Raw genomic sequence first — 20,555 nt, forward strand, 5'->3', positions numbered from 1 at the left:
TGCCGTTGCGGTCGACGGGCGTTGAAAGTAGCTCGGTTCGGAAGTCCGTTCCGAAAAGGAAACCGGGTCATCGACATACCGACGCCTACGTGGCTCGCGTTGGTCTCTATACTTGCCCGTGATCGTCTCGACTAAAATGGCGCGCGCACTGCGCTAGAGCGGGATGAATTTAGGTTGGTGCATAGCCGGCCTCATGAAGTAATTTGTGCATTCGGTTGAGGTGACAGTGCCGAGGATTTGGCCGATGGCGTCACAGACGGTCTCGACCGTTCGCCTGGCAGCCTTGCGCAGCCAATGCTTGAGCTTGGCGAAGAATTTCTCAATAGGGTTGAGGTCGGGGGAGTATTTGGGCAGCAAGAACAGCCTGGCGCCGGCCGAGCGGATGGCACGGCGCACGGCCTTGCCCTTGTGCGAACCGAGATTGTCCATGATGACGATGTCACCGGGCTTGAGGGTGGGGACGAGAACCTTGTCGACATAGAGCTGGAAACGCTCGCCGTTGATCGGTCCGTCGATCAGCCATGGTGCATCGACACGGTCGTGGCGCAGTGCCGCCAAGAAGGTCATGGTCTTCCAATGACCGTGCGGCACCTTGGCCTTGATCCTCTCGCCGCGCGGCGCCCATCCGCTGAGCGGCGCCATATTGGTCTTGGTCCAGGTCTCGTCGATGAACACCAGGCGGGAAGGATCGATGCGGTCCTGATACTTTGCCCACTGGACCCGCCGGCGCGCCACATCGGGGCGATCCTGCTCAGCCGCGATCAGCGTCTTTTTTTGTGACTGAGCTTCTCGGCGTGAACGAACTCCCATACCGAGCGGTAATCGACCTTCAGGCCGTGATCGCCGAGCTCGGCCACAAGACCGCGCAGCGTGAACTCCGCCGCCCGGCAGCGTACCAACAGCCACTCCCGATGCTCTCCGGCAATCTTCTTCGGTCTGTGCCCACCCATCTTGCCGGGTGTCAGCTTGTTCGTCTCGCGCAAGCGGCGCACCCATCGGATGACCGTGCTGATTCCAACCCCGTAGCGCTCTGCCGCCTGACGTCGCGACAGGCCCTCCTGCTCAACCGACGCCACTGATCGTCAGATCTTCAATCATCCGCTGACGCAGAGGGCTTATCTGGGCCATCTAGGGTTCTCCTGTCTGGAAGGTTGGCTCGACACCAAATCTTCTCAGACAGGGGCCTCCTCAGGCCAGACCCCGCATCAGCTACCGCGGCAGCGGGTTAGTTCAATCAGATTTGCTCGCCTTCGGGAATCCCCTTTCGATTCAGACTCAATTCATCCCGCTCTAGCTGTTCAGGATAATCTCCATCGGGCGACGCGTTTGTGTCAAATGGCCTGCGACTGAAAAAAGATAAAAACAATGCCTATATTGGCGATGAATCCAAATTCAGGAGGTCAGAGACCATGACGACCGAACGCGCTGTGCTTGCAGGCGGCTGCTTCTGGGGTATGCAGGATCTGATCCGCCGCTACCCCGGCGTGATTTCCACCCGCGTCGGCTACACCGGCGGTGAGGTGCCTAACGCTACCTATCGCAATCATGGCAGCCACGCCGAGGCGATCGAGATCGTGTTCGATCCAGACACGATCAGTTATCGCGATCTGCTGGAATTCTTCTTCCAGATCCATGATCCAACGACGCGCAACTCCAGGGCAACGATGTCGGCGCGAGCTACCGCTCAGCGATCTTCTATACAGACGACGAGCAAAAGCGCGTTGCGGAAGACACCATCGCCGATGTCGAAGCATCCCGGCTTTGGCCCGGTAAGGTCGTGACCGAGGTGGTGCCGGTCAGCGATTTCTGGGAGGCCGAGCCGGAGCATCAGGACTATCTCGAGCGCTATCCCAATGGCTACACCTGTCATTTCCCAAGACCAAACTGGAAGCTTCCGAAGCGAGAGGAAATTCGCCGCGCGGGGTAGACCGCCGCACTTTACAACTCCTTCTCGGCCAATTCGCGGAATCCGTCGGGGACCGAGCGCGGACCGTCCAGCGCTGTGGCGGCATAGCCCACCGCGTCACGTCCAAAGCGGTCGCGAATAATGTCGATGGCGCGATCGGCGGTCCAGCGTGCGATGCCTTTTCTCGCCCCGGGCCTGCGCTTTTCGTCCGGAAGCCCCAGCGGCAGATCGAGCTGGATATCCGGCTGCTTTCTCAGATGCAAGACCGACACCGCCAGTAGCGTGAGTGTCCGCTCTCCTGGATGATCGGCAAGCGCTATCCGCACAAGGTCCTCTGCAATCTCCGCCAGCATAACCGTCGCCGAAATCGGCGCATCCAGCGCCGTCGATCTGGTAACGGCCTGCGGCGAACCTGACCCGCGCTGTGACAGTGCTGCCGGCGAGAGACTTTAGCGCGCAGGCGCGAGGCAACGCGGTCGCGACCAGCACCATGCCATCGGGCTTGGCGACCTGCTAAGCGATCTTGGCCAGATGTTTTGTCCGCGCCACGCCGACCGAGATCGGCAGGCCGAGCTCAGTGCGGACACGGCGCCTGATCGTCGTGGCGATCTGCGCTGGCGAGCCGAACAGATGCGTGCAGCCTGCGACATCGACAGAGGCCTCGTCGATCGAGGACAACAATGCGGGAAGAAAAGGCTTAACGAACCAGGAAAAACACGACAGACAGGAGCTCACCACCGATGCTGCACGGCATTCACATTGACCGCGTCGCACGAGATGCAAAGCGGCTCGGTTGCGGGAGCAACGACTTAGAGCCGACACTGCTCTTCCTGCTCCATTCGTAGTGAACCGAAGAGGAACCGGATAGGAACAAGGAAAGGCCGCGGTTACATCCTGGCGAGGGATCGACCGCTACTGTGGCATGCGCGATCTCTGTAACGGAAGGGCGGTATGTGCCTACTCTGGAATATTGCAATACTCCTGCGTGCGATCGCCTAATTTTCCCAAGTTTTTCGCCCTACTTCAGGAACATATGTTCGACACGAAAGTTCGGCACGTGCAGCTATTATTCCCTCCCATTGAACGGCCGCAGATCGGCTCGATGCACCGATCGGCCCGCGTCCTGTTCTCATGGGCGCAGGCTTTACTGCTCGCACTGAACACCAGGCGGCGGTGTGCGTTCGCCGGCATGAAGCAACTTCTCAGCGAAATGGCCGCTTTGGCCGATCCAAGCTTTTGGGTCGCGTTGGCGGTCGCTCTGGTTCCTATGCCATCGGCGTCCGACTGCTTGTCTGGGCAGCCAGCTGTTGATTGTGCCGTTTCCCGGCAGCATGAAGCCCACGTAAGCACTCTGTGTCGACCAAGCCAGAAAACGTCTCTCGATTTTTCAGGACTCTTCGCGCCAATAGGCGTAGGTTGCTTCATATCGGCGATAAATTTCACGGGCATCGCTGGCTGTGAGCGAGCATCGTGCTTCCGCCCCAATTCGGGAGGGAGCTATGAGCGGCCCCAACACCTCCAAAATTGGCCTCGTCTTTTCAAAGGACCGCGACCGCCCGCAGCCAACTCGCAGCCCAGAAACTGTCTATAGAAACGAACTGCTGCGACGCATGGCTCCGGCCGACCTGAGATTGCTGAGGCCTCACCTTCAAAGCAGCTTTCTGCCCCTGAAAACTCAGCTCGAAAACGCAAACGCTGTGATCGAGGCCGTCCACTTCTTTGAGAGGGGAATCGGCTCGGTGGTGGCGAAGCTTCGTCCGGCGATTGACGCCGAGGTTCGCCTCATCGGCTTCGAGGGCATGACCGGCTCGGCGCTGATCATGGGTGGCGATCGATCCCCGCACGACTGCTACATTCAGGTGGAGGCCGAGGTCCTCAGCATGGACGCCGAGCCATTTAATAACGCGCTTTCCGACAGCCCGACGCTGCGGCTGTTTCTGCTGCGCTATGTGCATTACGCGCATATCCAGGCCAGCTACACCGCCCTGGTCAATGCGCGCTTGAAGATAGAAGAACGGCTGGCAAGATGGCTGGTCATGTGCGACGACCGCATAGAAGGCGACCGGCTGCCGGTTACCCATGAGTTCCTGTCAGTCATGTTGGGAGTACGACGGCCGGGCGTCACCGTGGCACTTCAGTTGCTGGAGGGCCGCGGCCTGATCAGGTCAAACCGTGGAGAGGTTATTATCCGTGACCGAGACGGGCTCATCGTCTTGGCAGACGGCTCGTATGGGCAGCCGGAGGCAGAGTATGCCCGATTGATTAGTGATCCAGCATCCCCATGATCTCAGGGCAACGCTCACGGCGGCCATCTCCTGTATTCGAGACATTGGAAGGTCAGCACTTGTTTTTAAGAGCCGCGGTATTCGATAAAAACGTACCAACGTTTTTCCAGACTCTCTGAGCCCATTGTCGTACCCTCTTCCGATCGGCGCTAATCACTCGCGGGCGTCGCCCGCTGTGAGCGACCACCGCGCTCCGCCCCAAATGGGAGGAAAGGCATATGGTCAGCCTTAAGACTGCAAAGAGCGGCATTGCCTTTCCGAGTGACCTGACTTTGTTGAAGCAGGTCTTTGATCGTGTTCGCGTTGAGGAAGGTATTCCCGTCGGTAGCGAGCAGGCGGAGCGCCTGAGCGTGATCGCAATGGAACTTTTCTCAGATGGCGAATTTGACGAGGCAGTTCTTTATGAACGCCTTCGACTCTATGCGCGATTGTAGCGCGGAAAGAAAAGCGTTGACTTCCCACCATCAGAAAGCCCCAACGAGCCTTGTCGCTCGGTGTGAAATCCTCGTGTCGATCCAAGACAGGATTCGTTGAGCACGACCGGCGGTTCGGCCTGGCTTCCGAAGTGGACGAAGGCCTTCTAGAGCGCCTGTTCGTATCGCTTTGGCAAGCCCCGCATCGCCTTGATCCGCGAGGTCGGCTCAAAGCCCGGTCTTCGTTCACTGCACAATTGCCAGCGGCTGGTGCTCCGGCTCCGCATGGTTCAACCGCGACGTCGAGGTTCATCTTCGTTGGATGTCGGCGAGACGGCATTTACCTCAAGCGATTCGATCGCCAGCGACAGGCTGAGCCTCAGAACCTTTCTGCCACTCTCGTCCCTGATATCCATGATGAGTTGCTGCCCATCGGGACCTTTCAGTTCGTCCTTTGCCAGCTCAGTTAATCCTTCAACGGCTGCATTGCGCGCTGCCTCAATCCCCTCGCATTCCAGCCCCGTGTTGTCTTCCACGAGATGCTGGCGATCGCCGCTATCAAAGAAATATCTTGGCATATCGGCTTCCGTCATCAGAATGCCACGTCAGGGTCCTTCAGGTGCAGGTAAGTCGGATCGAAGTCTCCTGCCTGAACCAAACCCGGCCAATCGAGAGCACGCAACTTTGTACCTGACGTGGCGATCAGCCCGTCACCTCGTAGCGCCTGAAGCGTGCGGTTCACGTGAACCGCGGACAAACCCACCGCATCACCAAGTGCTGCCTGGGTTATAGGTAGATCCGCGACGTGGTCCTCAATGCGTCCAGCATACCTTAACCGCACAATGAGTTCGCATAACAGGTGGGCAGTGCGCGCGTAGGCGTCCCGTCTCCCGACGTTGGTGACCCATTCCCGGTAGATCGCAGCGTCAATCAGGGTCGATCGCCACAACGCGGTTGCAATACGCGGGCGCTTTTCGCAAATTGAGCGAAGAACGCTGTGGTGGATGAGGCCCAACCTGCCCGGCGTCATGCTGGAGAAGCTGCAATCCATGACTGTGAGATGGATGCCGTGCAGATCCGGGAGATCGCCGGCGACAAAGAAGCTGGTGATCTGCCGCTTTCCCTCACCTGTGTGCTTGTATGAACATACTATGCCGTCCAAGACGACAAATGAGTTGGTTGGTCGATCGCCTTCCAAGACCAGATCCTGGTTAGCCGGAACATCCTTCTCCTGAATCGTGATGCCTCCTAAAGCTGCGGCGTCATCATCGCTGATCTCAGCGATGCCACGCAGCTTGCGGATGAGCACGTCCGAGGAGAAAGCTGGACACAAGGACTTGGTTACCTCCATGGGGTTACAGGCCAAACTTGCATTCGCCTCAGATGTTCCACGCTGCGATGCCGGCCGCCAGGATGAAGCTGCGCATTAAGCATCTGCGTGGCGATCACAGCCACAGACGCCATGCCCCGCTGCTGGGTTTCGAGAATAAGGAGTAGGGACGAGATTTTGACCGGTTCGAGGCGCGGCGTACGATCTTCGGGGCACGCGTCGCTCCAAGCCTTGCGAAGCCTAGAGGTACGACGGGACTGTTTTCGCCCGTTTTAACAAATGAGCATGCACTCTGATCCGGACTGGCTTATGAAATTGGTTGCCGTGGTGTCAGCGCACGTCGTGCTCCTGCCCAGGAAGGAGGAGCACGTGAGAAAGCCTCTAGCACTTATTGTTGAGGACGAGCCGATGATCGTGGTTGACATCGAGGCGTCCCTTAAACAGGCTGGCTTTGCGGTGGCCTCAGAGCCAAGTTGCGTTCGTGCAAGACAAATTTTGGCCGTTGTCGAGCCCGACGTCGTTATCCTGGACGTGCTCTTGCGTGACTGCGTCAGCTCTTCGGTTGCTGAAGAACTGGTGGCCCGCAATATCCCCTTTGTGATTTATAGTGCCACGGATATCGATGGCCGTGGTGAAGCTTTCAAGGCCGGGACTTTTGTCGAGAAACCTGCTGAAAATTCCGTGCTCGTAGCTTTGGCGAGTTCGATGGCTAGGGAATCCACGGCTGCGAAGACGGTTCCAGCTGACTAAAAACTATGCAAGTCGGTACAATCTGAGATCGCCAGCCACGCTCAATGGGGCGCTGACGCTTGGGAGCGACCATCGGACTCCTGCCACAAACGTAAGGCATTGTCTGATGCAGAACAACCAGGGCGGTTCCGCCTTACAAACGACTATGTACGCTCACTTGCGCAGGGTTGGCGTGGACTGGCGAGGACCAAACGTGGTGAACTATCTGACACTGCCTACGACCACATCGAAGGGTCGGATCAGGGTGGTCGTGGACACACCGCGTGGCACCGAAGCAAAGTTGACTTACAAGCCCAAGAAGAAGCTTTTCGAATATACGCGGCCGCTTCCAGCGGGCCTCGCCTATCCATACGACTGGGGCTTTCTGCCTTCTACACTGGGCGACGATGGCGATGCCCTCAACGGCCTAGTCATCCATGAGGCAGCCAGCGCTCCCGGTGTTGTCATCAAGTGCGATCTGCTGGCGTCACTTTGCGTCATGCAAACGGAGAACGGCGAGACCGTGAGAAACGATCGCTTTTTATTTTGCCCGCACAAGCAAGATGCGCATAGCGAGTCTCTCCTTGGCGAGAATGTTCTGGATCGTCTGCGATCCGAGATCGAGCAGTTTTCCTCGCGTCGGTGTCCGGCACCGCAAGCAGATCGAGTTCGATGGGTGGCACGATTCCAGCCAAGCTCTCCGGAACATCCATCGGGCCATGAGAACTTTCGAGCGGAAACATGGAGCCGCCGGTCTCTGAGCGTTCCCACAATGTGAGAAGAACGTAGCTTGAGAACACAAGGCTGCCTGGACGCCGGTGGCGGGCACTTTCACAGGTCAACAACTGCGAAGTGCACCCGCAAACTGACCGCTGGTACCTGGTAGCGAAGCGTGCCGTCAAGAATTTGATGGCGAAATGATTTGGCGATGGGAAACGCTAATGCGCGATGCGTCGTTTGAATTGCCGACGATGTGGCGCGCTGTGGTCGCTAGTGACTTTCGCCGAAGCCGCCGATCATAGCGAAGACACTCGGATAGTGTCTGAAGCGTACCAACCGGGGATATGTATACCGGACATTCGACGTATAGGACTGCCTTGAGCGCCTGTGCAGCCTCAGCGATCAGCTGACGATGTCTGTGACTTCTGACCTGTCGAACAGCACGCCGAGACCATGTTCGACGGCACAGGCGGCGATCATGTCATCAAGGGCTTTCCCGGACACAGGGCAATTGGGGAGGACTTCCCGTATGGCGGTTTCAGCCCTCGATGTGGAAACCACATCGTGCCGCCTTTTCCTGGTCTCCATATAGTGCTCGACCAGGGATTTCAGCCGCCTTGCCGCAATCTCATCTACAAACATTGTTGTTCACTCCTGTCAATCAGGTTGCCCGGAAACAATGGCCCGCCCTGTACGAGGGCGGGCAAATCGAGTGACCGGTGATCCGAGTGAGGGACTTGGATCGCTAAAGTAAGTTTGAGCCGGGTTGTTCGTTCCAAGGCGGCGATGGCATGGTAATTCCCGTACATTGATTCCTTTGCTGAGGCCTGCGCCCGGCAAAGGGACAGCCTCGGTTGCGTGCGCGGCACCAAGCCCCTTTTGATGGGCACGGCGGACCTCCCCGCACTTCAGGCGGCGCAGGAATTCAGAACAGAGCAGGTCAGACGGCGCGCGCGCCAGCGCCCAATAAACTTTGCTGTTTCGCGCACTCATTGCTTTGTTTTTCACCTGGCTTTCTCGCAATGCATTGGCGCGTCTTTGCATCTCGTGCCACGCGCTCGACCTCGATCAATTCTAGCGCAGCATCCGACGTGCGCTCCCTTTCTGTCGTGTTTTTCCTTATCGTGTTGCCGCACCGAAGTATTGTCCCAGATCGGGCTCCACCCGCACAGCAAAAAAGTTGCCATATCCTTTGGCACGGCGGGCTGCATCGACCCCCAAAAGCGCACGCCGCTCCTCTGGAACGCTTCAACCACTTTGCCGTTGATTAGGCACCTGCAGGAGGCTGGGCATGAGAATACTCCCATACCGAATTTTGCGGCCAGCTTTGATTACATGGCTGCTCTTTACCGTGCAGACATTTGCTCAGACTGGGCAGCAAGACGATTTACCGAGCCAAGGCGCATCGCCGACGACGGGAAATCCGCAGGAGCCGAAAGATGTTGGCGTTGACGTTTCGCTTGGTAGGTTGGAGGTGAAACAGAAAATCGCAGCCAAGCTTGGAATCTCTGAGACTGAGGTGCCTCTGGCCGTGCATGTTCCCATCGAGCTCGCTGAGCGGGTCTGCGAAAAGGCGGCGTTCGAGGCGCGCGCCAACGCGAACCGAAGCTGCACAGCGACCAAATACATCCCGGAAATTGCCGAAGCCGCGCGAAATCATCCGCAGACCTCCGCGGTTCCGGAGCAATAGTCAGAATAAGGACCCCGCTCGTAGCAGGTGAAGGGGTTCGGCATTCCCCCACGGCTGGGGCGCGACAGCTCGCTCATGAGCGCAAATAGCAGCGGCGCCTCTGCACGTCATCGTTCGCGCCATCGGCATCCCGTTCGTCGCGGCGGATGAACTCGGTGGTGACCGTGCCGAGTTTGCTTTCCACCAAGTCGGCCATTGCCCCTTCCTCGCGCAGGTTTTGTTCGCACACACTCTGGACCGGCGTCGCCGACCTCGCCGGCTGCCGCAATGAGCATTTTGTAGCTGGCAATTTCCATGTGCTCGAATGTAGCTGGCCAGCGAACCCTCTCGTCGCCAGCAAAGATACCGCTGATGCTCTGCCCCATGGCGATTAACTTGCCGCCGGCATCCGTCAGCGTCGATGATCCTTCCCCCATCCGATCGAGCCATTGTTCGAGACGTTCTGCCTGCTGTCTCGTTTCTTCCAGGTGCAACCTCATCCGGTCGCGGAGCTCGGGATAGTTTCAAGACGCTCGATTTGGCCGCAACATGGTCTCGGCCTGTTCCCATCGGTGTGAGCGTCGCGAAGCCACTGCGCCAGACGTTCTTTCGAGTCTGTCATATCTGTCTCCGTTGGTCAGCATAATTGACACCGCGACGTCGCCACAGATCGTTACCCGATCGCCCGCCAAGGCGCAGTCGATACTCGTGGCCCGTGCTCCCTCCCAAGAAGCGCGGGCTTTGCATTGGCAATCCGATACCGCCTGAACGGCTATGCTAGCGCAGCAGATCTGCTACTATCCCCAGGTCGAGGGCATCTTCGGCGTGGATGTAGCAATTGGTGGTCGCTCGGCGGTAGAGTTCGTCAACGCTAAGCGAACTGCCCTCAACGAGTTCCTTGAATCCCTCCATTTCCAGTCGCTCCGCTGTCTCAAGTAGCGCAAGCTGCTCGCGCACGATCTGGATGGAAGATTTCATCGGGCCATTCAGTTCGACACTCGTCTGCATACGGCGCTCATGCACCAGGAGAACCGCGTCCGTGGTGAGGAAGCGGAACGGCTTCGGGAAAGCCGCGAAGATAGTCACACCCGCCGAATACACTTTCGTCTTGCCGACGCAGTACGCATTTCGGCCTGAATGCTGGCGAAACAGCCGAATTTCGAGGGCAATCCGCCGGGCCGCATCGGCATCCCCGCCGTTGGTGTTGAGCTCCATGATGAGATCGTCGCCGCTCTGGCGTATGGCTTCCAGGCGACCAAGGCAGAAGACGACAGTGGCATCGTCGATCAGACCGTTGACCGAGATGTTAGGCTCGAACAGAAGTTGCCGCAGGCTTGGCGCCCGGCCCGCCGGCACCGGCGACAAAGGTGCGCCTCCGTCGTCCGGAGGCGCGTTCTCTCTATTGTTCATGGACGTGCTCGGTGATTTCGTCGAAGCGCCGATTACCTACGCAGCTTCCTGCATCGCTCTCTCGTTGACGCTGGTTTCTCCAAGCTGCGTTAGCGCTTCGTCAGTCGCCTTTTCCTCTTCGAGCGTCTCCTCGAGCAGCGGCACGGCATCCTTCAGGCCGAGCAGTCCGGCCCAGGTGATCAGGGTGCCATAACGGGCGATCTCATAGTGCTCAACCTCTTGCGCCGCCGCCACAAGACCGGCGTCCAGAGCTGGAGCTTCCTTGAACTCCTCAAGTATCTCCTGCCCCTCCTCAATGATGCCGTCGATCGCGGGGCATGTCTTTCCTTGTGGCCGTTTGCCGAAAATCTCGAAGACCTGCTGCAGCCGTTCGATCTGAGCTTCCGTCTCGTCGCGGTGCTTTTCGAATGCGGCGGTCAGTTGGTCGGATTCGGCACCCTTCGCCATCTTCTTCAGCGCAGCCAGGATTTTGCGCTCAGCGTAGTAGACGTCCTTCAGTCCGTCGTGGAAAAGATCTTCGAGGCCCTTGGCCTTGCTTTGCGATTCCTTTTTCGCAGCCATCGTCGTCTCCGAGTGTGAGAAACGCGTGTCTGGTGGCACGCGCAGCTTTAACCAAAGTGGGTGCTGTTTGTTCCTTCGGCCCGATCGGCACGGGTCATCCTAGTGCCGAGGACGAAACTTCTTAGACCTCGGAACCGCCTTCGAGCGGGTGGAGGGCCAGTGGCCCGTGTCGATTTACGAGCTGAGAGGTATTCACATACATCCGGTTCGGTTGGATCGCGAACTCACCCGTCACGACCTCCGCTTCCAACAGTGCGCGTCGCTGAATGATGCTCGCCAGCTCGCTCTTGTGCTCGAGATGCTGAATGGCAACATAGGCGAGTCCGCGGTCGGTGAGACGCCCGGGAAGAATTTCTGAGTGCGGCTATGTCGCCGGCCGTGCGCCTATGCCGACAAACGGACACTCCCTTGCGGCGCCACCCGACGCGTTCGGCAAGGCCGATCAGTTTTGTTTCGTGATCGCGCCATTCTCTGCCACTGTGCCCCGCCTGCTTTCGAGTATTCGTTCGATCACTTCGGCGTCCGCTTCATATTCTCTCGACCGCTCCTTGAGCTTTGCCGCGATGTCAACGCGGGCCAACTCACTTCCCCGGTCGGCCATTCGCCGGGTGAATGCCGCCCGCTGCTGATGCGCGCGCAGCAAGCTCCACAATATCTGGTCAGTCTCGGCCGACTGGGCCTCGAGCATCGCTTCCGACGTGAAGGCATGCCCAGTGTGGCATCGGTAGCGAAGCATGTCGCCGTCCTCGTTCTCCCACAGAGGACCGTGGCACTCCGGACAAACAAACAACGAAAGTTCGCCGAGACGATCTTCATTCGACATAGCCGAGTGCTCCTGAGCTGCGACTGCCGACTCCAGCCGGACTCCGGGCGGAACAGAAAGCGTCTCGCCGGGGGCTCGGAGGCCAACCGGGCCAACAGGTCGCCCATTCCGGCGATCGGCACGCAATGGTCGATTTCGACATGGCGCTGGGCGCTCCGAACCAGGTCTGGTACGGCCGCGTCTTGCGAGTCCTGGATCACTGTTACTCCCCGACGGCCTTGATTGCCCGGAGACCCGAAGTGCCGTCGGACAAGCTGCCAGAGAGAAGGACGCCAATGACCCGAGCTCCATCGAGGATGGCTCGCTGCGCCTACAATTGCAGAGGCGGCCCGCTCGGCGGAGTAAACGGGGATAATGGATCGCGCCTTGCGGCCGAACACATTCGCCGTTTTCAGGTACATAGGGGTGTCTATGGCTGCAGGAAGGATAACACACATGAATGCCGGGCGTGGTGCGCAACTCCTGCCGGATGGACGCTGTGAGCCCGCCTATGAAAAACTTGCTCGCGACATATACACTGACATGAGGCTCAGGAGCGACACCGAGCATCGAACTGACGTTGATCAGCACTCCACGGTCTGCTTGAGAGCGGAATTGCTTGAGGGCGACCTGAGATTCGTTGATGTAACCAAACACGTTGGTGTCGACAAGACGGTGGAACAGCGGAGGCGGAACTTTCTCGAAACGCCCGAAAATCAGCACTGCGGCGCAATTTACCAAACGTCAATCCCGCCGAAATGCGATACCGCAAAACCACGGATTTCCTCCACCGCGCTGTAGTCTGCCATATCGGCGGGAAAGGTGAGTGCCTCACCGCCTGAGCCGACGCATTCCTTGGCGACATTGTCGAGCGCTTCGTCATTTCTCGAAACCAGTACCAGCCGCGCCCCTTTTCGCGAGAACCTAAGAGCAGCCGCTCTGCCGATGCCGCTCGAAGCGCCGGTGACCACGACAACGCGTCCCCGCAGGTCGGCCATGCCACAACCTCAATCAAGTTAGTCCCGATCGAGAACTGGTGTCCTCTCCCTCCTCAGGATGTACTCCTACCCTGTGCTCGTAGACGAGCGTTCCGCCCTTCCAGCCGGTGTAAACGAGAAGCAGGACAACAAGCGTAGACAGGGCCAATCCCCACGGCAGAATCCCCTCGACCGTGCCTGCACTGAGCCGCAAAACGAAGTTAGCCAAGGCGAGTACCACTGCGATGACATTGCCTATCATGTGGTGCCACGCGGCGCCGAAAGAGCGTACTACCGCGTTTCCAAGGAAATCGGCAAAGCCGGCCAGCGCCGCTGCGGCGCTCATAAGCAAGGCAAAGCCGAGTAGCCAAAAAGAAGCCTCGGCCCAGAAAGCATTACTGGTCGACCAAAACACCAGGTCTGAGAGGAACACCGACACAAGCAATGCGATCGGAAAAGAAATCAACATGGGGTGGATCGGATGACCGCCGATTTTCGCGGTGGTTGCGACGCCCAGCAGACGATTGGCTCGATCATGAGGCAGTCAAAGAACGTTGAAAAGCCTGAATAAGTTCCAGGACCAGGGGGCCAGCGATCACTGTCGAGCTTCTTCGCTCACGGCGCCCGGTGACGGATGGCGATGGTATGCGAGATATTTCTTTGATAGCGGCGATCACTAGCATCTCGTGAAGACAACACGAGTCTAGAACGCGAGGGGATTGAGGCAGAGCACAAGCGGCCATTTCGCTGCATGCCGGCGAAACGTGCACCCGCCCCGGTGTCCCGTGAACGAAAGAAAGCCCGCGCCCTTCGGGAAAAAGGGCGCGGGCCCATTGGGAGTCATCCATGTCGCAGCTGCACGAATGAAACTTTCAGCCCGCGCCGAAGTTCCATAAGGAAACAAAAAAGGGCCCGCGCCACTTCACGTCGTTTTTCGGATTGAGCCTCGACCTTTGGCCGGTCGAAGATGCGGCTCAGTAGCGCCATTCGGAGGGGCGGGACGCACGCTCCTTCAGCTTGTCGGTGATCGCCACGACACCCCGTGCCCTGCCCACCGCACCTCCTCGTCTCCCCGAATTCCCAGGTCGGAAGAATGGACGAGCGTTCGCAACCGGGAGCGATCACGACTGAGTTCTGGAGGAACGAGTTCCAGAACCTCTATCCCGTCCAGACACCAGCCGTGCCTGCTTGCCACATGGTGAGTTCGCCCCTGGACAGCGGCGCTTGGCCTGGCGTTCGTTCGGCTGCTGAAAAGCAAAGAAGGTCCTGGTCGATCAGATCAGAGTACTGGTGGCTGACCGCGCTGCGACGCAGGATGTGGCGACGGGGCAGACAGCATCACCCATCACCTTGCCTATCTGCAGCCTGGGACAGATCGGCATCATGCCTGGCTATCGGCGGCGACGCCGAGAGAAGGAGATCAGGTTCGCGCCAGCTAGCCATCGCTCAATTCTGGCCGGCAGGTCACATGTCTTTACGTGCAAGGCCCCGCACGGCTTCAAGACCCCGCGGGAAGCCGCTGCGGTTACTAAAATCCTGGGCTTGCTGGCCGCCGCGAGCGTGCCGGGCGCTTAGCTTTTGCGCGGTTAATAAATCGATGAGTGTCACACCGGCAACGAGCACCAATGCAAGTCCGACGTTGGCACGTTTTGGATTGTCATGCCGGAACGCCCACAGGAGTGTTGCGATGTCGAGCCCATCACCGGCCACACGGCTCCAAAGTCCCGACTGTTTGTCTGCCGACAAGGACAGAATGCCGCTGCTGACTTCTCGCGCTCCGTAGGCACGGATCACGCCTCCCTTGCCAGGCATGCCGAGTGCGCGGGCGATGCGCTCGGAGGCTATGAGTTCGGCCATGCCCAGCGCAATGCTAAACCATCCGAGTTTGCGCGCTACCATCTCGGAGGGCGCGAGCGCCTTCGGGCCAGATTTTACGACCATTGGGTCGCTTGGCCATCTGCTGAGATTTACGAGTTTGCTAAGCATGTTCATGACACTGGCCCCCTATGGCTTCAGTACGACTTTGACGCAACTGTCCTGCTTGTCGCGAAAGAGCTTGTACATCTCGGGTCCTTGTTCGAGCCCGGCAGTGTGGGTGATGACAAACGACGGGTCGATCTGATCGTCTTCGATGCGGCGCAGTAGATCGTCGGTCCAGCGGTTCACATGCGTCTGGCCCATCCTGAAGGTCAGGCCCTTGTTCATGGCTTGGCCCATCGGGATCTTGTCGACGAACCCGCTATACACACCCGCGATTGAGATGACGCCGGCTGGCCTGCAGACATAAATCATTTCACGCAGCACGTGGGGCCGATCATTTTCCATCAGCATCATCTGCTTCGCGCGGTCATAAACGGTGTCTGGTTGACGAAAGGACACGTGACTTTCCATCCCGATCGCGTCGATGCATTTGTCTGGCCCTTTGCTGCCTGTAAGCTCGTTCAGCCTTTCAACAACGCCCTCCTCCAGGAAGTTGATGGTGACCGCGCCGCCTGCTCCGGCCATGGATAGGCGTTCGGGCAGGCAATCTATGGCCACGACCTGGGTGGCACCGAGAAGAATGGCGCTGCGGATTGCCATCTGCCCCACCGGGCCACAGCCCCAAACCGCTACGGTATCGGACGGTTCGATCTCGCACTGAACAGCAGCCTGCCAGCCAGTTGGCAATATGTCGCCAAGGAAAAGGACCTGCTCATCGGAGAGCCCGACCGGTACCTTGATGTGCGTTGCATCGGCAAATGGCACGCGAACATACTCGGCTTGACCGCCCGGGTAACCGCCGGTCAGATGGGTATACCCAAACAGCCCGGCCGTCGTGTGACCGAACGCCTTGTCGGCGATATTCTTGTTGCGGTTGGTTCGTTCGCAGACCGAAAAGTTCTTGCGCTTGCACTGGTCACATTCCCCGCAAATGATGGTGAAGGGGACGACAATGCGGTCTCCCTTCCTAAGCGCGCTGTTTACCCCGGATCCAACTTCCACCACCTCACCCATCATTTCGTGGCCCATAATGTCGCCGGGCAGAATTGCCGGAATGAGGTTGTGATAGAGATGCAGGTCCGAGCCGCAGATCGCGCAGCTCGTCACCTTGACAATGGCGTCGCGCGGGTCCTCGATTTCGGGGTCGGTAACCTCGTCGCAACGTATGTCTTCTTTTCCATGCCAAACCAGCGCTCGCATGCGTAATCTCCCGTAGGCCCGGTTCGCGGCGTCTGAGAGCGATCTCGGCCGCTTTCCTTGAGGCTGCGAATTAGCTTGCCGAGGTCCAACCCCCAGGCAGCATCCATGTTCCCGCCTGCGTTAAAAAACTTAAGCCCGGCTTTTGAAGCAGGGGGAGATGGCGGTGTCGGGTCGTCGGTGGGCGCCCTGCCGGACATAGCCCAAGAACGTCAAAGAAGCGTCCGACAGTTCCCGGCTCAGCCGTGGGCGGCGGTGCATGGCGGCAAGTTTTTCTTTAAACAACCTATGGCCTTCGCGACCATTGGGACGACATCTTTAAATTCCGCCGCACCACCATTGTCCAGCTCGCGCCTGTGGAAGTCGATCTCGGCCACAGTGGTGCCATGGCCATGACGAAGGACCACAGCTTTGATTGGGACACTCCAGTCGACAAGGTCGGGGACGACTTCCGCCCCAATCTCGACCGTGTATCCGACAACGCCCCCCCGGGCGATTTCTTCGTTCATCGCGGCGGCCTGCGTCCGGCTGCGGACAACGAACTCGACGATCTCGGCTCCCAGCGCAAGCACATCGTCCTGTCGCGGCTGATCGGCGGGCGCTGATCTGGGCTTCGCTGTGGGTTCCGACAAGCGCAAGTTCGGGCGATGGGGCGATAGAGTGATAGAGTGATAGAGTGTAGGCGCAAGCCCTTGGGTCTATCGAGGGCGAAGGCTTCCAGACGTCCCGATCCGGGGCGAAGACTCGATGCGGATGCATGTCGCCAATGTTAGCGCCAACCTGTCTGATTGCTGATTTTGTGCCGGGATGCTTGGAGTCTAGCACGCCGACCGTGCGGGTGAGTTAGCAACCGTCTAATGATCGATGAGGCTGAGAACTTGCGGTCCATCTGATACCGAGTCATTTGGCCAAGCAATTGCAATACCGACCACAGATGCCTTAGCTGCTATCGACCAGCCGCTGCCTTCGCGGCTTGCTCAGGAAACCTCGCAATGCAACGGCATTGCTAGACAGTGCGGCACTCTATTCTCATGGCGCACGATCCGATCACACGCTGGGCAAGGCAACGGATTGCTGCTTTGCGACGTTGCTGAAAGCCGAACGTCGGTAACGCCGGGCGCGTCGCGGCCGTTTTTACCCCAGGATCGGGAAGGTGAGACGTGGATAGAGAGACCTCCAATGCCGAAAAGGCTGAGCAGCTCGAGCAATTTGATGGCGCGTCTGCGAAGCAGTGCGAACTTGCAACAGGAGAAGAAGCCGACACACCGCCAGCTGCCGCGGTAGCTGCGGCATTGATCAGCGCTATGGAAACCACTGAAAATAGGGACATGCTCCATATCGCGAGTTCCGAACGCAGTGCCGCTGACATCACACAGGCATTGCGCCACTTCCTCCCAAAAGCTGACATCCTGTGTTTGCCGCCGTGGGATTGCCTGCCATTCGACAGGGTATGGCCCACTCGCGCCACTATGGGGCAGCGGGTCAGCGTTGTTCATGCTGTTGCGGCCGCTCCGAAAGGACCCCGCATCACGGTTACTTCGGTCGAATCTGCCCTGCAGCGGGTACCGCCTCCCTCGGCAATCGGCCAGGGTTTCGCGACCCTGCAGATCGGACAGGAGGTGGACCCGAGGGCACTTCGTGTATTGGCTGAGAGAACTGGCTATGTTGTCGACGATCGGGTGGACGAACCAGGCGAGATGGCCGTCCGCAGCGATCTTATCGACGTTTTTCCTGCTGACCGTGACCGCCCTATTCGTGTTGTACTGGGCGCTGGCGGCGCCATCTCCGAACTTAAGACATATGACCCAATCACTCAACGAAGCGAGCGATCGCTGCATAGAGTCGTAATTGGCCCGGCGTCCGAGCTCATGTTGGAACCCGGCAACGAGTTCGACCCTGCAGCGATGCGCACGATCCCGATGGAGGAACGTCTAGTCTCGCTCTACTCCGATTTGCCGGCGCTCTTCGACGTAGCATCAACAGCTACCATCTGCTTCCTGGATGGATTGGAAGAAATCTCGCTCGCTCGCGTCTTGGACCTCATTGAGGAGGCGTGGCGCGGCAGGCGGCAAGTATCCGCGATGGGGCGGCCCGCGGCGAAACAATTTTATTTGTCGCGTGAGGAATGGGAAGACTCGCTACGGGATCGCCAGTGCTTGCGTCTTACGATCCCGGTTGGCCGAATTCCCAAATTCTTCCACCTGCCGCGAGCCGGGCACGAATTCGCCGAGTTCGCTCAGGCGCGCGCAAGCTCGGGGTTTAGTGTGGTGGTCACGGGCGAAGCTTCGGAACTGCGCCGAGCAGAGCGGCTGCTCGACCGTAAGTTCGGTCGCAAGATGGACCCGGTCGCCGATTGGCCGCAAATCCTCTCTGTCGAAAGAGGCTCTCTTCTCAAGGCGGAATTCGATCTCGCGGAGGGCTTTGTCGACGGGCCATCCCGAATTGCAGTCGTTGCAGCAGCGGACATATTCGGCCCGTCATCGACTGCAAACGCGGGCTCCGGTAACGGCATAGCCGAACCCGAACTGCGGCTCGGCGATCTGGTTGTCCATGAAGACCATGGCGTGGGCGTCCTTGCCGCGATCGAACAAATTGAAGTGGCTGGCCTGCAACAGGATGTCGTGAAGCTTGAATATCATGGTGGCGCTTCCTTGCTGGTTCCAGTGGAGGAGTTTGGCCGTATATGGCGCTATGGATCCGAACCAGATGCGATAGCCTTGGACCGACTAGATGGTGAAGGCTGGAAGAAGCGGCGCCAGTCTGTAGTCCGCGAGATCGAGAAGGTCGCCAAGCGGCTGGTCGCCATTGCGAAGGCCAGGTCCAGCCAGTCCGCCGAATTGATCAAGCCGCCGCGTGCCGACCTTGCTCGCTTCGCGGCGCGATTCCCTTACCCCGCGACCCCCGACCAAGCTGCGGCAATCCGAGCCGTGATGGATGACCTGTCCTCGGGCAAAACGATGAACCGGCTGGTCTGCGGGGACGTCGGCTTTGGAAAGACCGAGGTGGCGCTTCGGGCGTGTGCTGCGGCCGCGTTTTGTGGCAAGCAGGTTGCTATTGTTGCGCCCACCACGGTGCTCGCGCGTCAGCACTACGAGACGTTCCGCCGGCGTTTCGCAGGGTTCAACATCCAAGTTGCTCACCTATCCAGGGTGGTCGGATCGACAGAGACAAGGAAAGTGAAGGACGGTCTGAGAAGCGGCAACATTGCGGTCGTCGTCGGGACCCATGCTGTTGCGGCCAAAGGGGTGGCCTTTAGCGATCTCGGGCTGCTCGTAATCGACGAAGAGCATCGGTTCGGGGCCAAGCTGAAGCAATCACTGCGAGGGTTGGCGCCATGCCTCCACACTCTGACCATGAGCGCTACGCCGATACCCCGCACGCTTCAATTGACGATGGCGGGCGTGCAGGAAGTAAGCGTCCTGAACACACCACCTGCCAAGCGGCGTCCGGTTCGCACCATCTTGGCTCCTTTCGATGCCGGTTCGGCCAAGGCTGCTCTATTGCGCGAATACCGCCGCGGAGGACAAAGCTTCTTTGTCGTACCACGCATAGAGGACATCGAGACTGTCGTTGAACAACTGGGCAGGCTGGTTCCGCAGCTCTCGGTGAAGATCGCGCATGGCGAAATGAAAGGGCGTGAGCTGGACGAGATAGTTGTCCGGTTCGCCGCAGGCGAAGGCGACATTTTGTTGGCCACTGACATCATCGAAAGCGGACTTGATATACCGCGGGCAAACACCATTCTCGTTTGGCGGGCCGACCGTTTCGGACTTGCACAACTCCACCAGCTTCGGGGTCGTGTAGGCAGAGGAAGGGTGCAAGGCATTGCACTTCTCTTGACCGAGCCCGGCAGGGAATTGGCTGAAACCACAAGGTCCCGACTTTCGGCTCTTGTAGCTCTCGACCGGCTTGGCTCTGGCCTGGCCATCAGCCAAAGGGACCTAGACCTACGCGGCGCCGGCGATCTTTTCGGCGAAGAACAGGCGGGCCACGTCAAGCTCATCGGCGTCGGGCTCTATCATAGACTGCTCGAGCGTGCCTCATCGATTGCGCGAGGCGAGCCCGGCTCTGACATGCAACTTCCGGACATCAACTTGCAGGCCGGAGGGTCATTCCCAGAAAGCTATGTGCGGGAGCCAGCCATACGCCTCAGCCTGTATTCGCGACTGTTCCGCATGATCACGCATTCGGATCTCAATGCATTTGCCGACGAAGTGGAGGATCGCTTTGGAGCCATGCCGAGCGAAGTGGCTACCCTGCTGGAGGTAAGCCGACTGCGCATGGATGCGGCGGCGTTGGGCTTGAGGCAGGTCGACATAGGACCCGAAGCGATTGCGATCACCTTCCGCACAAAGCCCTCCGCCTCAGTCCGGCAGAATCTTATCGGGCTGGAGGGATTCGAATTTCGACGAGGCCGCTTGATCTGCAGGCCGTCAACCAAACCAGGCATCGCAAAACTCGAGGTTCTACGAAGCGTGATCGGTTCTATTCGCTCTGCACACCCGGCACGTGAGCTAAACGCCAGACCGATTGCTGGTCAAAGCACAACCAGCAATGGCCCCTAGCGGCCAAGGCT

General features: G+C 58.9%; 20 protein-coding genes and 5 pseudogenes. 8 read left to right on the top strand and 17 right to left on the bottom strand.

Annotated elements, in window-relative coordinates; all coding sequences use genetic code 11:
- Nucleotides 1-169: 169 nt before the first annotated feature.
- Nucleotides 170-1,076: pseudogene (locus tag AC0L3H_RS06455) on the bottom strand (IS630 family transposase).
- A gap of 333 nt (nucleotides 1,077-1,409) precedes the next feature.
- Here AC0L3H_RS06455 and msrA point away from each other — a divergent pair.
- Nucleotides 1,410-1,927: pseudogene (msrA, locus tag AC0L3H_RS06460) on the top strand (peptide-methionine (S)-S-oxide reductase MsrA).
- Nucleotides 1,928-1,938: 11 nt separating this feature from the next.
- On the opposite strand, the gene AC0L3H_RS06465 reads toward msrA, so the two are convergent.
- Complete coding sequence (locus AC0L3H_RS06465; protein ID WP_473584890.1) at nucleotides 1,939-2,259, bottom strand: hypothetical protein; 321 nt, start codon at nucleotides 2,257-2,259, stop codon at nucleotides 1,939-1,941.
- A gap of 160 nt (nucleotides 2,260-2,419) precedes the next feature.
- Nucleotides 2,420-2,641 carry a Y-family DNA polymerase gene (locus AC0L3H_RS06470; RefSeq protein ID WP_473584891.1) on the bottom strand — a complete coding sequence of 74 codons (222 nt, stop codon included), beginning with the start codon at nucleotides 2,639-2,641 and terminating at the stop codon, nucleotides 2,420-2,422.
- A gap of 875 nt (nucleotides 2,642-3,516) precedes the next feature.
- Here AC0L3H_RS06470 and AC0L3H_RS06475 point away from each other — a divergent pair.
- Both AC0L3H_RS06475 and AC0L3H_RS06480 read left to right on the top strand, forming a co-directional pair.
- Nucleotides 3,517-4,191 carry a Crp/Fnr family transcriptional regulator gene (locus AC0L3H_RS06475; RefSeq protein WP_473585049.1) on the top strand — a complete coding sequence of 225 codons (675 nt, stop codon included), beginning with the start codon at nucleotides 3,517-3,519 and terminating at the stop codon, nucleotides 4,189-4,191.
- 218 nt (nucleotides 4,192-4,409) lie between these two features.
- On the top strand, nucleotides 4,410-4,625 hold the full coding sequence (locus AC0L3H_RS06480) for a hypothetical protein (protein WP_023803428.1): 216 nt from the start codon (nucleotides 4,410-4,412) through the stop codon (nucleotides 4,623-4,625).
- Nucleotides 4,626-4,894: 269 nt separating this feature from the next.
- On the opposite strand, the gene AC0L3H_RS06485 is transcribed toward AC0L3H_RS06480, so the two are convergent.
- Both AC0L3H_RS06485 and AC0L3H_RS06490 read right to left on the bottom strand, forming a co-directional pair.
- Nucleotides 4,895-5,197 carry a DUF6894 family protein gene (locus AC0L3H_RS06485; RefSeq protein ID WP_473584892.1) on the bottom strand — a complete coding sequence of 101 codons (303 nt, stop codon included), beginning with the start codon at nucleotides 5,195-5,197 and terminating at the stop codon, nucleotides 4,895-4,897.
- Nucleotides 5,197-5,955, bottom strand: coding sequence for a Crp/Fnr family transcriptional regulator (locus AC0L3H_RS06490; RefSeq protein WP_473584893.1), 759 nt, complete (start codon nucleotides 5,953-5,955; stop codon nucleotides 5,197-5,199). The genes AC0L3H_RS06485 and AC0L3H_RS06490 overlap by 1 nt, the downstream gene beginning before the upstream one ends.
- A gap of 288 nt (nucleotides 5,956-6,243) precedes the next feature.
- Between AC0L3H_RS06490 and AC0L3H_RS06495 the strand changes: the two genes are divergently transcribed.
- Together AC0L3H_RS06495 and AC0L3H_RS06500 are read left to right on the top strand one after the other, a co-directional pair.
- Entirely contained in the window at nucleotides 6,244-6,684 is a 441-nt protein-coding gene (locus tag AC0L3H_RS06495) for a response regulator (protein ID WP_473584894.1), read from the top strand.
- Between the two features lie 106 nt (nucleotides 6,685-6,790).
- Complete coding sequence (locus tag AC0L3H_RS06500) at nucleotides 6,791-7,441, top strand: inorganic diphosphatase (protein WP_473584895.1); 651 nt, start codon at nucleotides 6,791-6,793, stop codon at nucleotides 7,439-7,441.
- Between the two features lie 344 nt (nucleotides 7,442-7,785).
- Here the strand turns inward: AC0L3H_RS06500 and AC0L3H_RS06505 are convergent, their stop codons facing one another.
- Complete coding sequence (locus AC0L3H_RS06505; protein ID WP_473584896.1) at nucleotides 7,786-8,025, bottom strand: hypothetical protein; 240 nt, start codon at nucleotides 8,023-8,025, stop codon at nucleotides 7,786-7,788.
- A gap of 649 nt (nucleotides 8,026-8,674) precedes the next feature.
- Here AC0L3H_RS06505 and AC0L3H_RS06510 point away from each other — a divergent pair.
- Entirely contained in the window at nucleotides 8,675-9,073 is a 399-nt protein-coding gene (locus AC0L3H_RS06510; protein WP_473584897.1) for a hypothetical protein, read from the top strand.
- A gap of 73 nt (nucleotides 9,074-9,146) precedes the next feature.
- On the opposite strand, the gene AC0L3H_RS06515 is transcribed toward AC0L3H_RS06510, so the two are convergent.
- From AC0L3H_RS06515 to AC0L3H_RS06565, 11 genes and pseudogenes are all read right to left on the bottom strand, one after another.
- Nucleotides 9,147-9,269, bottom strand: coding sequence for a hypothetical protein (locus AC0L3H_RS06515; RefSeq protein WP_473585061.1), 123 nt, complete (start codon nucleotides 9,267-9,269; stop codon nucleotides 9,147-9,149).
- 103 nt (nucleotides 9,270-9,372) lie between these two features.
- Nucleotides 9,373-9,552, bottom strand: a pseudogene (locus tag AC0L3H_RS06520) (DUF892 family protein); the annotation flags it as partial.
- A gap of 277 nt (nucleotides 9,553-9,829) precedes the next feature.
- Nucleotides 9,830-10,408 carry an ATP-dependent Clp protease proteolytic subunit gene (locus AC0L3H_RS06525; RefSeq protein WP_473585050.1) on the bottom strand — a complete coding sequence of 193 codons (579 nt, stop codon included), beginning with the start codon at nucleotides 10,406-10,408 and terminating at the stop codon, nucleotides 9,830-9,832.
- Between the two features lie 90 nt (nucleotides 10,409-10,498).
- Nucleotides 10,499-11,023 carry a YciE/YciF ferroxidase family protein gene (locus AC0L3H_RS06530; protein WP_473584898.1) on the bottom strand — a complete coding sequence of 175 codons (525 nt, stop codon included), beginning with the start codon at nucleotides 11,021-11,023 and terminating at the stop codon, nucleotides 10,499-10,501.
- Nucleotides 11,024-11,465: 442 nt separating this feature from the next.
- Nucleotides 11,466-11,846 (bottom strand): hypothetical protein, encoded by a 381-nt coding sequence (locus tag AC0L3H_RS06535; protein WP_473585062.1) that lies wholly within the window; start codon nucleotides 11,844-11,846, stop codon nucleotides 11,466-11,468.
- A gap of 202 nt (nucleotides 11,847-12,048) precedes the next feature.
- Complete coding sequence (locus tag AC0L3H_RS06540; RefSeq protein ID WP_473585051.1) at nucleotides 12,049-12,099, bottom strand: hypothetical protein; 51 nt, start codon at nucleotides 12,097-12,099, stop codon at nucleotides 12,049-12,051.
- Between the two features lie 239 nt (nucleotides 12,100-12,338).
- A pseudogene (locus tag AC0L3H_RS06545) lies at nucleotides 12,339-12,823 on the bottom strand (SDR family NAD(P)-dependent oxidoreductase); the annotation flags it as partial.
- Between the two features lie 13 nt (nucleotides 12,824-12,836).
- The gene (locus tag AC0L3H_RS06550) at nucleotides 12,837-13,322 is read right to left on the bottom strand and encodes a DUF2231 domain-containing protein (protein WP_473585052.1); all 486 of its coding nucleotides are present in this window, start codon (nucleotides 13,320-13,322) and stop codon (nucleotides 12,837-12,839) included.
- Between the two features lie 561 nt (nucleotides 13,323-13,883).
- Nucleotides 13,884-14,000: pseudogene (locus tag AC0L3H_RS06555) on the bottom strand (ATPase domain-containing protein); the annotation flags it as partial.
- Nucleotides 14,001-14,266: 266 nt separating this feature from the next.
- Entirely contained in the window at nucleotides 14,267-14,794 is a 528-nt protein-coding gene (locus tag AC0L3H_RS06560; protein WP_473584899.1) for a hypothetical protein, read from the bottom strand.
- Between the two features lie 12 nt (nucleotides 14,795-14,806).
- Nucleotides 14,807-15,982, bottom strand: coding sequence for a zinc-dependent alcohol dehydrogenase (locus AC0L3H_RS06565; protein WP_473584900.1), 1,176 nt, complete (start codon nucleotides 15,980-15,982; stop codon nucleotides 14,807-14,809).
- A 389-nt stretch (nucleotides 15,983-16,371) separates the two neighbouring features.
- Here AC0L3H_RS06565 and AC0L3H_RS06570 point away from each other — a divergent pair, with 389 nt between their 5' ends.
- Together AC0L3H_RS06570 and AC0L3H_RS06575 are read left to right on the top strand one after the other, a co-directional pair.
- Nucleotides 16,372-16,584, top strand: a complete 213-nt coding sequence (locus AC0L3H_RS06570; protein WP_473584901.1) for a hypothetical protein — start codon at nucleotides 16,372-16,374, stop codon at nucleotides 16,582-16,584.
- Between the two features lie 555 nt (nucleotides 16,585-17,139).
- Nucleotides 17,140-20,544 (top strand): DEAD/DEAH box helicase, encoded by a 3,405-nt coding sequence (locus AC0L3H_RS06575; protein ID WP_473584902.1) that lies wholly within the window; start codon nucleotides 17,140-17,142, stop codon nucleotides 20,542-20,544.
- Nucleotides 20,545-20,555 lie beyond the last annotated feature (11 nt).

The sequence above is a fragment of the Mesorhizobium sp. WSM4816 genome, assembly GCF_055811535.1.